This is a genomic window from Embleya sp. NPDC055664, assembly GCF_053618075.1.
Map to the genome: position 1 here is coordinate 93,586 of NZ_JBSHGZ010000039.1, position 14,689 is coordinate 108,274.

Here is a 14,689-nt window from a genome sequence, read left to right on the forward strand (position 1 = left end):
CCCGAGCGGATATCGGCCGGTTGTCGGTCAGGTCCGTCACGAGGGGATCCATTCGGTCGACACGAGCCCCCGTCGAACGCACCGGAGCGGCCGTGTCGCCGGTGGCCGATCCGTGTGCGGGAGTCTAAACGATCTTGGGCCGAAAGTGGGGAAATCTCCGGCCCACGCCCGGTTCGATCCAACGGCCGCACGTGCCGCCGAACCGAACCGGACCATGTGCGTCACAGCCCTTCGGGTCGAACCGAGCCGAGGTGTGCTCAGTCCCCGTCTCGTCGCCGGTCCACGACATAGCCCCCGAGCCGTCCGAAGCCGCGCACCACGCGGCCCTCCCCCATCAGGCCGCCGAGCACCTCGCGCACCGCCAGCCGCCACGAGAGTACGGCGTCCGTATCGGTACGCCGCAGGGCGTCGATGTCGCGCGGCACCCGGACGATCACCACGTCGGCATCGGTGCGCCCGAGCACGGGTCGACCATCGGCCCCCACGTCCAGAGCGACCGCGACCCCCTCCTCCCCCGGAGCGGCCGCGTCGTCCACCGGCTGCGGGATCCCCTCGCAGGCGAGGGCCACCCCAGGGGCGGTCAGATCCCAGCGCACCAGCAGCCGATCGGTATGGTCACCGGCGTTGAACGCGTCGGTCAAACGCCCGTAGAAGTCGACCAGGTACTCGGCGGGCACCGCACCGAGCTTGGCCAGATTGAAGAACGCGTTGCGCCCCACCAGGGGGTCGAACGTCCAGCTGATCCGGGTGATCCCGCGGTCCAGGCACCACGCGCGCTGGTGCACCTTGAGCGCGTGGCCCACCTCGCGTCCGCGCGAGCGCACGTCCACGCCCGCAATGTGCGAGTGCAGGCCGTCGGTGGCGAGCAGAGCCACGCAGGCGCCGGTCAACCGGTCGCCCTCGTAGGTGCCCGCCACATAGCCGCCGGCATGCGCCAGGACCATCAGCAGTTCGGGCAACATCATGGGGTTCGCCGAGTCCACCTGCCAGATGCCGTCCAGCAGCTTGCACACCTCGGACACCTCGTCCAGCGTGTGCAGTTGGCGGATCTCGACGTGCGCCGCACGAGCCGCGCGGACGGCCGCCGCGGTCGCGCGGTCGCGGAGCGCACCGGAATCGGGTGCGGGCTCGGGTTCGGCACGGTACAGGTCGCCGCCGATCCGCGCGCCCGCCGGTGTCGGGGTCATAGGTTCCCGGTCTCCGTTCCCTCGTCCGCGTCGGAGGCGGCCCGCGCCACTTCCCCGGTCTGCGCGCCCTCGATGCCCGCGCCCTCCGGCAGCGGCTCGCCGATCCGCGGTACGCCCGACAACAGCGCCCGCGTGTACTCGTGTTCGGGGTCCTCCAGGACCTGTGCGGCCGGCCCCTCCTCGACCAGGACACCCCGGTCCATCACCGCGATCCGGTCCGCGAGGTAGCGCACCACGGCCAGGTTGTGCGTGATGAACAACATCGCGAAGCCCAGCTCGCGCTGCAGGTCGCGGATCAGGTTGAGCACCGCGCCCTGGACCGAGACGTCGAGCGCCGAGGTGACCTCGTCCGCCACCAGGACCGCCGGTCGCGCGGCCAACGCGCGGGCCAGCGCCACCCGTTGCCGTTGGCCGCCGGAGAGCGCGCGCGGAAGTCGGGTGCTCATCCCCGGGTCGATCCCGACCAGGTCGAGATACCGGGCCACCTCCTCCGCCCGCCGCGCCCGGTCCTCGCGCGGCACCGCCTCGGCCACCGAGGCGCCCACGCTCAGCCGGGGATTCAGCGACGCGAACGGGTCCTGGAAGACCAGTTGCACCGGCCTGCGCCCGGGCCGCCGACCCTGGTCGACGCCGTCCACCAGGACGTTGCCCGCGGTGATCGGCACCAGCCCGACCGCGGCCCGGCCAAGGGTGGACTTGCCCGATCCGGAGCCGCCGACCAGGCCGACCACGCGGCCCGCCGGCACCTCCAGGGACACGTCGTCGACGGCGGTCACCGCCGAGCGGCCACGGCCGTAGCGCACCGTGATGTGGCGCAGTTCGAGCGAACCGGACGTGCCGGCCCCGGCGGGCGCTGCGTCGGCCTCGGCCGCGACCGGGGCAACCGTACCTGCGGCTTTCATCGAACCTCCTCCAGTTCCTGCACGGCGGTGGTGATCGGGTCCCAGCACGCCACGCGGCGTCCGGGGCCGATACGTTCCAGGACCGGCTCCTCCGTCCGGCAGCGGTCGCTCGCCCGGGCGCAGCGCGGCGCGAACGGGCAGCCCACGCTCTCCTCGCCGGGCTCCGGCGGGCGGCCGGGGATGGTCGCCAGCGGGACGTCCCGGTCGGTGGTCATGGTCGGCACCGCGCCGATCAGCGCGGCGGAGTACGGGTGAGCGACGCCGTCGGCCAGGTCGCCGACCGGCAGTTCCTCGACGATGCGGCCTGCGTACATCACCACGACCCGGTCGCACACCTGCGACACGACGGCGATGTCGTGCGAGATGAGCAGCAACGCGGCGCCGGATTCGGTCCGTACGTCCCGCAGCAGGGCCAACACCTGGGCCTGGACGGTGACATCGAGGGCGGTGGTCGGCTCGTCGGCGATGATCAGTCGGGGCTCGCCCATCAGGCCCATCGCGATCATCACGCGCTGGCGCATGCCGCCGGAGAACTCGTGCGGGCGCTTGGCGACCCGCTGTTCGGGGTTGATGATGCCCACCGCGCCGAGTCGGGCGACCGCTCGGGTCAGTGCCGCCGCGCGGCCGGCGCCGTGGTGCACCTCGGCGACCTCGGCGAGTTGCCGGCCCACGGTGAGCGCCGGGTTGAGCGAGGCCATCGGGTCCTGGAACACCATGGCCAGCGAAGTGCCTTTGGGCGCCTGGCGGTTCAGGTCCCGGTCGGCGAAGCGCAGGGTACGGGCGCTGACCCGGCCGGGGTGCGGGACCAGTCCGGCCGCGGCCAGCGCGGTCAGGCTCTTGCCCGAGCCGGACTCGCCGACGATGCCGACCGCCTCGCCCTCGGTGACGCTGAGGCACACATCGTGTACGGCGGTGTGTCCGGGGAAGCGCACGCGCAGGTGGTCCACGTGGAGCAGGGCCGACTCCGCCTCGGCGGCGTCTTGTTCGTCGATCGAGACGACCGGCTCGGCCTCGGGCCGGTTCGCGCCGCGACCACCGCTGGCACCCGCGACCACCTCGCCGATCAGGCCGAAGGTGATGCCGGTCAGCACGATCGCGGCGCCGGGGCCGACCGCCGACATCGGGTCGACCATGACCCGGTCGAGTTGTTCGTTGAGCAGACGCCCCCAGTCGTAGTCGGGCGCCTGCACGCCCAGGCCGAGGAAGGACAGGCCGGAGAAGGCGACCAGGATGCCGGCGGCGACCTGGGCGACGAACAGCGCGACCGGTTCGGCGATGTTGGGCAGGATGTGCCGCACGATGATCCGGAACCGGCCGACGCCCAGGATCCGCGCCGCGGCCACATAGTCGGTGCCGGCGATGGAGGCGGTCAGGTTCTGCACGAGCCGGGCAGTGGCCGGGGCCGCACCCAGGCCGATGGCGAAGGCGGCGGAGAAGGTGCCGACGCCGAAGATGACCGCGAGGAAGAGCACGAACAGCAGGCCGGGGAAGGCCACGAGCAGGTTGACCGTCGCGGTGATCAGCCGGCCGGCGCGCCGGCCGAGCACCGCCGGGAGCACACCCAGGATCAGCCCGCCGAGCACCGCGATCAACGTGGCGAACAGGGTCAGTTCGAGGGTGTGTCGGGTGGCCACCACCACCCGGGCGGCGATGTCGCGACCGAGCGCGTCGGTACCGAACAGGTGCTCGGAGCCGCTGTGTCGGCCGATCGCGTCGGTGTCGATCCGGTCGGCGGTGTCGCCGGCCAGCATCGGGCCGAAGATCGCCACGAGCAGGATCAGGGAGCTGAGGATCGCCGTGGCGATCCCCATCGGGGTGCGCAGCGCCTCGCGCAGTCTAGGGGCCTTGGACATCGTCAGCTCCCGCGAATCGTGGACTTGGGGTCGGCGACGGCGACGGCGAGGTCGACCGCGAAGTGGATCGCGAGCGCGGCGGCTCCGTAGACGAGCACGATGCCCTGAACGAGCGGATAGTCCTTCTGCAGGATCGCCTGGACGATGGTCATGCCCAGGCCGGGCCAGGCGAAGACGTTCTCGATCAGCACGGTGCCCGCGAGCAGGCTGCTGAGGATCAGGCCGCCGAGGGTGAGCGAAGAGGTGAGCAGGTTCGGCAGCGCGTGCCGCAGGTAGAGCAGGCGGGTCGGCAGCCGTTTGGCGCGGGCGGTGCGCATGTAGTCGGTCTCGAACACGCGCAGCGCCTCGACCCGAACGATCCGCGACAGCGCGGCGATCGGGGTGATGGCCAGGGCCAGTACGGGCAGCACGTAGGAGTCCGGCCCCTCGCGCAGCGCCACCGGGAACCAGCCGAGGCTGACGCCGAACACCGAGGCCAGGCCGACGGCGAGGAGGAATTCCGGGATGGCCACGATCGCCCCGGTCGAGGAGGCGAAGGCCAGTTCGCTGCGGCGCCGGCGGCCGTTGAGGGTGAACACGGCCATCGCCATGCCCAGCGGGATGGACACCACCATGACCAGGATGAACGCGTAGATCGCGATCTCCAGGGTGGCGGGGAGCCGGTCGCCGATCATGCTCGACACCGAGACCCGGGCGGTGATCGATTCGCCGAGGTCGCCGTGGAAGAGCCCGCTCACGAAGTGTTTGTACTGGGTGATCAGCGAGTCGTTCAGGCCCAGTTGTTCCTTGCGGGCGGCGACCGCCTCGGGAGTGGCGTTCATGCCCAGGGCGCCGCGGACGGGGTCGCCGGGGACGAAGTGGATCATCGCGAACGCGGCGGTCACCAGGGCGGCCAGCGAGACCACCAGGCGACCGGTGCGCCGCAGGAAGAAGGAGGTCCAGGGGCCGAGACGGAAGTCCATGACCCGGCCGGACAGGGTTGCGGTGCTCATCGGCCACCGACCTTGTGCAGGGAGGACGGCACCACGCCGCCACCGTCGAGTTCGAAGCTGTAGCCCCGAACGAAATAGGGAGTCATCGAGTCCACGAACGTCACCACGTCGCCGCGCTTGATCAACTCGGATTCGGCGGCCGTCCATTCGGGACAGCCGGTGGTGTCGGGCTTGGCCATCGCCTCGCCCACGAGGCGCTGGTATTCGGGGTTGTCGAGCGATCCGAAGTTGAGCCCGTCGGGGGGCTTGGCCCCGCTGAAGAACGGGATGGCCTGGTCGGGCGTGGTCACCGAGAGCGGCGCCCACGCGACCTCCCACTGGCCACCCATCAGGACCGAGGCGTTGGTCGACGCGGTGGTCGGCTGAGTGCTCACCTTCGCCCCGAACGACTGCCACTGCTTGACCGCCAGTTCGACGGCCGAGACGAGTTGGGTACCGAAGACGGCGGGATACGGCATCGAGATCGACAGTTGTTTGCCGTCCTTGCTCCAGCGCCCACCGACCTTCTTCCACCCGGCCTCGCGCATCAGCGCCGCGGCCTGCGCCACGTCGTGCGGCGGGAGGTTGCCGGTGACCGAGTCCTCGGTACAGGGTGGGCTCATCGTGATCCCGAGCCGCAGCGGGGCCATGCCCTTGCCGCCGGTGGCCACCGCGCCGATCTGCTTGAGGTCGAGCGCGGACAGCAGGGCCCGGCGCACCCGGACGTCGGCGGTGACCCGGTTCGGTGCCTCGTTGAAGATCAGCATCCCCATCGGGTCCCGCTCGATCACCGCCTTGACCCCGGCGGCGCTGAGCCGGCCCCGGTCGGGGCCCATCACCGACGCGATGTCGAGTTGCCCGCCGAGCAGCAGGTTGGTCCGGGTCGACTCGTTGCCGACGACCTTGAAGACCACCCGGTCCGGCGACCCGGTGTTGTCGACGCCGTCCGGCCCCCAGGTGTAGCCGGGGCGCTTGACGAAGGTGAAGTGGTCGCCCGCGACCACCTCGCTCAGCAGGTAGGGGCCGGTGCCGTCGGAGGTGCGCGCCAACTTGCCGGAGTCCTTGAGCGAGGAGGGGCACACCAGACGCAACATCGAGGTGCTGCGGATCAGGAACGGGGTCGGCAGGGACGCATTGAGGGTCACCGTGTTGGCGACGTCGTCGGCGATGGCGGTGACCCCGGGGGGCACCATCAGGCCGTACAGCGGCGACTTGTTGGCCGGATCGACGATGTAGTTGTACTGGGCGGCGACATCGGCCGCGCTCAGCCGCGCGCCGTTCGCGCACGTCACGTCGCGCCGGAGGGTGAAGGTCGCCGAGTTCGCGTCGGCGGTCCACTTCTCCGCGACGCCGGAGACGATCCGCCCGTCGGAGCGGATGTTGATCAGCGCGTCGTACGAGAAGCGGTTCATCATGACCGCGAACGACGTCAGCGTCGTCATCGGGTTCAGGTCGTTGGGGTCGCTGGGGATCGCGACGGTGACGGTGTCGCCGTCCCCCGAACTCCCGCCCGCGCCGGTCCCGCCGCAGCCGGCGGCGAACAGGCCCAGCGCGAGGACCGCGGCGGCCCCGCGCGAGGCCCGTCTCATCGCGCGCCTCCGCTACAGGAGTCGACGTCGACCCGCTCGGCACCGGACGTGGCAGCCGGCTCGCCGACCACCACCCGGGGCAGCGCGCGGGTCATGTGGACGAAGCGCGCCCGGTCGCCGTCGCCGACGAAGGCGTACTGGTCGTGCTGCCCGCCCTTCGCCTCGACGGCGATCAGCGTGCGGGCGTCGCGGGCCACCAGTTCGGTCGTCCGGACGCTCTCGCCCATCATCTCGGCCGCGGTGCCCAGGGTGCGCATGGTCAGCTCGAAGCCGCGCTCCGACTCGACCACGTCCATCGCCAGTACCTGCGACGCGTAGCGACCGACGAAAAAGCGCGCGTCCACCACCGGCGGGTCGACGGGCGGCACCACGGGCTCGGGCATGGCGACGCCCGCGGTGCTCGCCAACACCTCGCGGACCAGCTCGTACATCACGCCCAAGTCGCCGCCGTTGGTCAGGATCGCGATCGAGACGCCGCTTTCGGGGGCCACTCGCAGGATCGCGGCCTGGCCGAGGGTGCCGCCGTCGTGGCCGATCACCGGGCCGCCCGCCCAGTCGAACAGATTCCAGCCCAGGCCCCACGCGGTGCCGACCGCGCCGATGTCGGGCACGTCCACCTGCGACTCGCGCATGGCCAGGGCCGACGCCTCGGACAGCAGGCGGGTGCCGTCCGGCAGCAGGCCGCGCGCGACGTGCGCGGCGGCGAACGCGACCAGGTCGGTCGCGGTGGTGGCCAGCGTCGAGCCGGCCGGCGCGTTGGAGCGGGGCAGCTGCCATACCGGCGCCTTCACGCTCGTCCCGTCGGGGCCCTCCACGTGCCCGATCGCCACCCGGTGCAGGATCGCCTCGGCGGCGCCGGTCGCCACCCGGGTCAGTCCGAGCGGGACGGTGATCCGCTCGCGCAGCGTGGCCTCCCACGTCTGCCCGGTCAGCACCTCGACGATCCGACCGAGGGCGACGTATCCGCTGTTGCAGTAGGAGAACATCTCGCCGGGCGCGAACAGTCGCCCGCCGTGGTCGGCCAGATGCCCGACCAGCCCCGCCACCGCGTCGTCACCGGGACCGAAGTCCTCGAACAGGTCGCCCTCGAACCCCGCGGTGTGGCACAGCAGTTGACGAACCGTCACGCTCGCCGCGGCAGCCTCGTCGAGCAGCTTGAAGTCGGCGAGGTAGGTGCGCACCGGTGCGTCGAGGTCGAGCACGCCCTCGTCGACCAGCTGCATGATCAGCGTCGCCGTCCACACCTTGGTGATCGAACCGACCTGGAAGATCGACTCGGTCGTGGCCGGGTACGCGATCTCCGTGTCGAGCACGCCGGTGGCGGCCGCGACCGTCTCGTCGCCCATTCGTACCGCGACGCTCGCGCCGGGGATATTGCCACGCTTGGCCAGCTCGCCGAGACGGGTCGCTAGGTACTCGGGAGTCGGCAGCACCCGGGCAGCGGCCCCGGGCACATCGGATCGTCCCATCGTGGGATACCTCCTCGGAAGGCGGCGGCGGGTGCCGCAGAGGACGATCACGGTAGGCAGCGTCACAAACCCCCGAATCGTCGTCCCGGACGAAGAACGGTCGGCGAACCTGTCCGAATCACCGACGCCGAGTCATACCGCGGAGGACGATGCTCGGCAGGGGCCGCCGAGGGGTCGTGAACCGGACCGACCGCGGTCGCACGACACGCGCGCACCACCTTCTCGCGGGCGACCCGACCGACCACGGACCCACCCGCACCGCCTCCCCTGGCACCCCACATCGGCGCCGAACGGCAACCACCACCGGCGACCGGCCCTTCGGGGCATCCGACCACCCATACGGAGCGGACATGAGCACCGATCGAGAGCCGGTAGAGCCCACACAGCGCATCCGGGCGATCTTCGACGCGGCCCGGGTCGACGGTTTCCTGCACGTACGCGACCTCGACACCGCCGACGAGGTCGCCTACCAGGCCGACGACCCGGTCGTGCTCGCGTCGGTCCTGAAGGTGCCGATCGTCCTGGAGTACGCCCGCCAGGCCGCCGACGGCCGGCTCGACCGGGCCGGTCGGCACCTGGTCACCGCCGCCGACCGCGAGGGCGACGGCATCGGCACCGACGGCTGTATGTACGACGTGGAGATGAGCGCGCGCGACCTCGCCTTCATGATGATCACCCAGAGCGACAATGCGGCGACCGACATCGTGCTGCGCCTGGTCGGCCGGGACAACGTGCGGGCCACCCTCGACGCGCTGGACTGCCGAGACACCTCCGTCACCGGCTGCAAGGACCTGTTCGAGTCGGTGCTGAACGACCTGGGTGTCGACCCGAGCGGCAACGTCGACGAGCAGGTCGCCCGGGCCACGCCCGAGCAGATCCGCGCGCTGACCGTGCGCGACCCGAAGCGCACCGCCGCGACCACCCCGCGCGAGATCACCAAGCTGCTCGCCGCGATCTGGCGGGACGAGGCGGGCTCCGCCGAGGCCTGCGCCGAGGTGCGCGACATCATGGGCCGGCAGATCTGGCCGCACCGGCTCGCGTCGGGATTCGCGGACGAGATCCGGGTCTCCGGCAAGACCGGCACCCTGTGGGGCGTGCGCAACGAGGTCGGCGTGGTCGAGTACCCCGACGGCAAGCGCTACGCGGTGGGCGTGTTCCTGCGCCTGGAGTCGCTGGGCTTTCGCGCGCCCGCGGCCGATGCCTCGATCGGGCTTGCGGCCCGCGCGGCGATCGACCACCTGCGCGCCTGATGACCGGGGTCGGGTCCGGCGGCGCGTGCCCTGTCGCCGGGCCCGATACCCCGACCCGCGTCCCGACCCGTCGGCCGGCCCTCACGGCGGGTCAGGACGCGGGCTCCTCCAATGTGCGGGCCACGTACACGGTGTTGGTGGCCGTACCGCCCTGGAGCGGGTTGTCGAAGTCGACGACGTGCGCGGCCGAGTCGGCGAAGACCTCGCCGAGCACCGCGCCGAACTCCAGGTCCGGCGGGTCGTTGGACCACAGCGCGAACACCCCGCCCGGACGCAGCCGATCGGCCAGCGCGCGCAGCCCGGCGGGCCGGTACAGCGCGGCGTGGCTCGGGTGCAGCACGTGGCGCGGGGAGTGGTCGACGTCCAGCAGGATCGCGTGGAAGCGCCGACCCGGCTCCCGCGGATCCAACCCGCGCGCCTCGCCCGCCAGTGCGAAGAAGTCGCCCTGGACCAGCCGGCAGCGGGGATCACCCGCGAGGCCGGCGCCGAGCGGGACCAGGCCGCGCCGGTGCCAGTCGATCACCTCGCCGAGCGCGTCGACCACGATCAGGTCGCGTACGCGCGGATCGTCCAGCGCCGCGCGAGCGGTGTAGCCCAGGCCCAGACCGCCCACCACGACGTCGAGTTCGACGTCGGGCAACTCGGCCAGGCCCAGCCGGGTCAGCGCGATCTCGCCCGCCGTGAACAGGCTGGACATCAGGAACTCGTCGCCGAGCTTGACCTCGTGCACGTCCTCGCCGGAGACCGGGTCGCGCCTGCGGCGCAGACTGATCTCGCCCATCGGCGTCGTCCGCCAGTCGAGTTCCTCGAAACGCGCGCTCATCCGTGCACCCTCAACCGTGTCGATACCATCCACCGGCCGCGCCGGTGGACGGAAGCCTATGGTTTCGGGCGCCCCGCCGCCGTCGGGCTCGCCGTCGGGCGGGCGGCCGGGGCGGCGATCAGCCCCAGGCGGCGCGTTCGGCCTCGCGCGGGGCGAGCACGGTGGTCGTGGTCGGCGCGTCGAACACCCGTACCGGCCGCCGCGCGTCCCACGGTTCCCAGCCGGGATCACCGGTCTTGGCGAACCGCACCCAGGCGGCGTGCATCTCGTCGGCGAGGGACTGCGGCGGCGCGTCGCCGGTGAGCGAGGTCCACGCGCCGGAGTCGAGCCCATCGAAGACGAACGGCAACTCCATCGCGTGCGCGGCGCCGAGGTCGCGCACCGGGCTGCGCCAGGCGAACTCGTAGACGTGGGTGGTGACTCCACGATCCAGGCGGGCATCCGCGAGGCGGTTGATCGGTAGCCGGACCAGGAGATCCGTGGCCAACGCGCCGAGCAGTTCGCCGCGCCCGGCGCCGGGTCGCGCCGCCCGGTACGCGGCCAGGATCCGCCGGCCGATCCGGAACTTCAGCCGCGCGCCCGCGAACAACACCGGCCCGACCCGATCGAGCAGACCGGTGGGCACGAACCACAACCGGTATTCCTCGGTGTTCGAACCGAGCAGCAACCCGATGCCGGAGCCCGCGCCGGCCGGCAGCGCCACCTGTGGGTGGGCGGGCACCAGGTCGTCGCCGATCGCCAGGGCGAACCCCGCGCCGCCGGTCATCGGTGTGCCGCCGGCGGTGACCGCCTGTTCGGCGGCGACCAGTTCGTCCGGCGGCACCTCGGCGAACGCCGCCCGGGTCTCGGCACGGCCCAGCCTCTTGGCCACCAGCGCGGTGATCCGCCCGGCCTTCGCGGGCGGCAACGCGTCCGGCATCCCGCTCTGCAGGATCGCGCGCGCGAACAGCGCCTCGGCGTCCGGGTGCGCGACCAGCGCCCCGAGCAGGATCGATCCGGCGGACTCGCCGAACACGGTCACCCGCGCCGGATCGCCGCCGAAGGCCGCGATCTCCGCCTGAACCCAGCGCAGCGCCGCGACCACGTCGGCGAGGCCGACATTGCGCGGCGCGCCGTCGAGCACGGAGAAACCCTCCGACGCCAGCCGGTAGTTCACCGCGACATACACCACGCCGTCGCGAGCGAACGCCGCGCCGTCGTAGCCGGGCAGCGCGTTCGCCCCGTGCGCGAGCGAGCCGCCGTGCACCCACACCATCACCGGCAGCCCGCTCGCGTCGGCCGGCGCCCAGATGTTGAGGTTGAGGTATTCGTCGCCCTCGATCACCACCGTCGGCAGCAGTTCCCCCAGGGCTCCCCGGTACGGCGCCTGCGGCGCGGTCGGGCCCATCGTGTCGGCGTCACGCACGCCGGCCCAGCCCGGGTGCGCGACCGGCCGCTCGAAGCGCGACTCCCCCACCGGAGCAGCGGCGTACGGAATGCCCAGCCAGCGGTGGACGCCGGCGGCCAGGGCCACGCCCCGAAGCGATCCGGCGGAGATCGTCACCGTGGTCCGCCCCTGCTCGGCTTCCGGGGGAACGCTCATGACTGGCCATCCGATCCGCGGGTCGGCCCGCTCGACGATTCCGGCAGATCGGCCGAGGGTAGCGAAGCGGGCCGCCGCGAGGTCGCGGACGTCCGGCGCTCGGGCGGCACCGGAACGGGCTCTACCACTTCGGATTTTCCACGCATTCCGGCCACACGCACCATCGTTCGCTGACACTGTGTTGCCGGGTGGACACCGACCGCCATGCCCGGTCGATCACGCCCCGGCCGAAACGTTCGCGAAGTGGGAAGGGATCGACGTGAGTTCACACGAAACGCACACGACCAGCCTGTATCCGGAAGTGGACGAGGCGACCTTGGCACAGTTGGTCGAGGCGTTGGAGAGCGGGGACACCACACGGCTCGCGCCCGCGCGGGCCGCCGAGATCGAGGAGGCCCGGGCACTGGTCCGGTTCAGCCCGGTGCGGGTGCCCGGTGCGGGCGGCACCGAACTGGACGGCGCGCTCTGGCTGCACCCCGGGGGCCGGGCTCGGCCGGTGGTCGTGATGCCGTCCCCGTGGACGCACTTCGGCTGGCTCCTCTACGTGGCCCAGGCAACCCGGTTCGCGCTCAGGGGATATCACGTACTGGCCTACACCGCCCGGGGGTTCGGCCTGTCCAAGGGCAACGTCGAGGTGGCCGGCCCGCTCGACGTCCAGGACGGTATCGCGGCGCTCACGTACGTGTTGTCCCGGATCGAGGGTGAGGCCTCCGGCGTCGGCTTCCTCGGCGACTCGTACGGGTCGGGCATCAGTCAGTTGGTGGCCGCGCACGATCCCCGGGTGACGGCGGTGGTGGCCCTGAGCACGTGGGGCGACCTGGGCGCGGCGTTCTACGAGAACGAGACCCGGCACATCGCCGCGGTGGAGACCCTGCGCAAAGCCGCGGACGAGAAGCGGCTCAGCGAGGACACCCGCACCCGGTTCGACAACGTGCGCGACAACGAGGACATCGAGGGCACCCTGGAGTGGGCCAGGGAGCGCTCGCCCATCCACCACATCGAGGCGATCAACAATCGTGAGCAACCACTGCCCGTCCTGTTCGCGAACGCGTGGCACGAGACGTTGTTCCCGACCAACCAGCTGCTGACCATGTTCAACGCGCTGACCGGCCCCAAACGCCTCCTGCTGTCCATCGGCGACCACTCCGGGCCGGAGATGTCGGGCATCATCGGCCTGCCGAACCGGATCTGGGAGGACGCCCACCGGTGGTTCGACCACCACCTCCTGGGTGTCGACACCGGCATCGACCTCGAGGACGAGGTGGTCACCGAGATCATGTGGAGCAAGGCCCTGGAGGGGCAGCCGACCTGGGGCGCGGTCACCGGACGCACCGAGCGGCTGTACCTGTCCGCGCCGCAGAACGGCGGCGACGGCATCCTGTCCGACAAACCCGGCGCCGGCGGAGAGGTCACCTTCGCGGCGGGTACGGACACCCCGGCCACCGTCGCGGACAAGATCATCGGGACCGGGAACGCGGAACTGGCCGGCAACCCGAAGATCTACCCGACCGCCGAGATCAAGCGGGCGCACGCGGGCGTATGGGCCACCGCACCGCTGCCGGTGCCGGCCAAGCTGCGCGGCGTCCCCCGGCTGCACCTGACCTACACGGTCGACGCGGCCGAATCGACGTTGATCGCCTACCTGTTCGACGTCGACGCCGAGGACAACGCGCACATCATCACGCACGCGCCGTTCACCGAGCTGCGCGGGGAGAGCGGCCGACCGGTCTCCGTCGACATCGCGCTCCAGGCAACCGGCTACGACGTGCGGGCCGGCCACCGGGTGATGCTGGTCATCGACACGATCGATCCGTTCTACGGCGACGCCACCGTCGCGGACAGCACGATCTCGCTCGCCCTCTCCGACGAGGATCCGTCCCACCTGGAGCTGCCGCTGAGCTGAAGCGGACACGCCGGCTGCCCGGCCCACCCGGGTCGGGCAGCCGGTGCGCAAACTTCGTGGAGACATTCTCCGTTGGGCGCAACTTCCCTGCCCGATAAGGAGTTTGACAGATTTTGCCGACCTCGCGAAGCCGCATTGTTCGGGACACCGCGGCCGTGTGAGCGTTTGCCGATCGGGCACGAACCCGGCGGTCACGCTCGTCGGCGGTTCGCTCACGTCGCGAATACGCGTACGACGAAGGCCGGTTCGTGGTCGAGGTTTACCTTCCACTCAAGGAGCCTCGATGAATCGCAAAACGGTGACGGCCGGGACTGTCCTGGCCGTACTCGCCGGATTGGCGGTCTCCACCACCGCACAGTCGGCGTCCGCCGACCCGTCTCCCCCTCCCGGCTCGCAGGCATTGGCGGTAGCCGCCGCCGACCAGGCCGTCTCCAGCGGTCTGGACACCCTTGCCAAGGGTCCCGACGAGCAGTACCAGCGCCAGACGGTGACCCCCTGGGTCAACGGTCTCTACTCGGTCGCGTACGAACGCACCTACCACGGCCTGCCGGTCGTCGGCGGGGACGCGGTCGTGCTGGCCGACAACCAGGGCCGGGTCCGCGCGACCCAGTCCGCCACCGGTACCCGCATAGCCGCGAAGACCACGGCCACCATCGACGCGAGCGCCGCGGAGGCGGCGTCGAAGGCCCGGCTCGCCGCCGTGGACAAGGTGGAATCGCACCGCCTGGTCGTCCGGGTCAAGGACGGCGTGAGCAACCTCGCCTGGGAAACCGTGGTCGTCGGCCGTACCGCGACCGCCCCCAGCCGCCTGCACGTTTTCGTCGACGCGAGCACGGGCACGGTGCTCGACCAGATCGACGACGTGAAGGCCGGCAGCGCGAACAGCCAGTGGAACGGCCCGAGTCCGCTGACCATCGACACCACCAACTCGGGCGGCACCTACTCCCTGCGCGACCCGAACCGGCCGGGCCTGACCTGCGCCGACTACAGCACCGGCACGATCTTCTCCAAGTCCACCGACTCCTGGGGCAACGGCCAGGCGTCGAGCAAGGAAACCGGCTGCGCCGACGTCTTCTGGGCGGCGCAGAAGGAATGGAACATGCTGCGCGACTGGCTCGGTCGCAACGGGCACAACGGGACCGGTGGCAGTTGGCCGGTCA

General features: G+C 71.6%; 10 protein-coding genes and 1 pseudogene. 3 read left to right on the forward strand and 8 right to left on the reverse strand.

The window, feature by feature from the left end; all coding sequences use genetic code 11:
* Positions 1-257: 257 nt before the first annotated feature.
* Genes ACWGR4_RS40020 through ACWGR4_RS40045 form a run of 6 tightly spaced genes read right to left on the reverse strand, consistent with a single transcriptional unit; the run spans position 258 to position 7,971 of the window.
* Entirely contained in the window at positions 258-1,187 is a 930-nt protein-coding gene (locus tag ACWGR4_RS40020) for a GNAT family N-acetyltransferase (RefSeq protein WP_380007077.1), read from the reverse strand.
* The gene (locus ACWGR4_RS40025; protein ID WP_452131162.1) at positions 1,184-2,089 is read right to left on the reverse strand and encodes an ATP-binding cassette domain-containing protein; all 906 of its coding nucleotides are present in this window, start codon (positions 2,087-2,089) and stop codon (positions 1,184-1,186) included. Before ACWGR4_RS40025 ends, ACWGR4_RS40020 begins: the two co-directional genes overlap by 4 nt.
* Entirely contained in the window at positions 2,086-3,942 is a 1,857-nt protein-coding gene (locus tag ACWGR4_RS40030) for a dipeptide/oligopeptide/nickel ABC transporter permease/ATP-binding protein (protein ID WP_452131163.1), read from the reverse strand. Before ACWGR4_RS40030 ends, ACWGR4_RS40025 begins: the two co-directional genes overlap by 4 nt.
* 2 nt (positions 3,943-3,944) lie before the next feature.
* Complete coding sequence (locus ACWGR4_RS40035) at positions 3,945-4,934, reverse strand: ABC transporter permease (protein ID WP_380007086.1); 990 nt, start codon at positions 4,932-4,934, stop codon at positions 3,945-3,947.
* On the reverse strand, positions 4,931-6,502 hold the full coding sequence (locus tag ACWGR4_RS40040; protein ID WP_452131164.1) for an ABC transporter substrate-binding protein: 1,572 nt from the start codon (positions 6,500-6,502) through the stop codon (positions 4,931-4,933). The genes ACWGR4_RS40035 and ACWGR4_RS40040 overlap by 4 nt, the downstream gene beginning before the upstream one ends.
* Positions 6,499-7,971, reverse strand: coding sequence for a serine hydrolase domain-containing protein (locus ACWGR4_RS40045; RefSeq protein WP_452131165.1), 1,473 nt, complete (start codon positions 7,969-7,971; stop codon positions 6,499-6,501). The genes ACWGR4_RS40040 and ACWGR4_RS40045 overlap by 4 nt, the downstream gene beginning before the upstream one ends.
* Positions 7,972-8,321: 350 nt before the next feature.
* On the opposite strand from ACWGR4_RS40045, the gene ACWGR4_RS40050 reads away from it, so the two are divergent.
* Entirely contained in the window at positions 8,322-9,221 is a 900-nt protein-coding gene (locus tag ACWGR4_RS40050) for a serine hydrolase (protein WP_380007095.1), read from the forward strand.
* A 91-nt stretch (positions 9,222-9,312) separates the two neighbouring features.
* Here the strand turns inward: ACWGR4_RS40050 and ACWGR4_RS40055 are convergent, their stop codons facing one another.
* Together ACWGR4_RS40055 and ACWGR4_RS40060 are read right to left on the reverse strand one after the other, a co-directional pair.
* A complete protein-coding gene (locus tag ACWGR4_RS40055; protein ID WP_452131166.1) occupies positions 9,313-10,044 on the reverse strand; it encodes a spermidine synthase in 732 nt (243 codons plus the stop codon).
* Positions 10,045-10,162: 118 nt separating this feature from the next.
* On the reverse strand, positions 10,163-11,626 hold the full coding sequence (locus tag ACWGR4_RS40060) for a carboxylesterase/lipase family protein (protein ID WP_452131167.1): 1,464 nt from the start codon (positions 11,624-11,626) through the stop codon (positions 10,163-10,165).
* Between the two features lie 259 nt (positions 11,627-11,885).
* Between ACWGR4_RS40060 and ACWGR4_RS40065 the strand changes: the two genes are divergently transcribed.
* Positions 11,886-13,529 carry a CocE/NonD family hydrolase gene (locus tag ACWGR4_RS40065; protein WP_452131168.1) on the forward strand — a complete coding sequence of 548 codons (1,644 nt, stop codon included), beginning with the start codon at positions 11,886-11,888 and terminating at the stop codon, positions 13,527-13,529.
* A gap of 283 nt (positions 13,530-13,812) precedes the next feature.
* Positions 13,813-14,689: pseudogene (locus ACWGR4_RS40070) on the forward strand (peptidase M28); the annotation flags it as partial.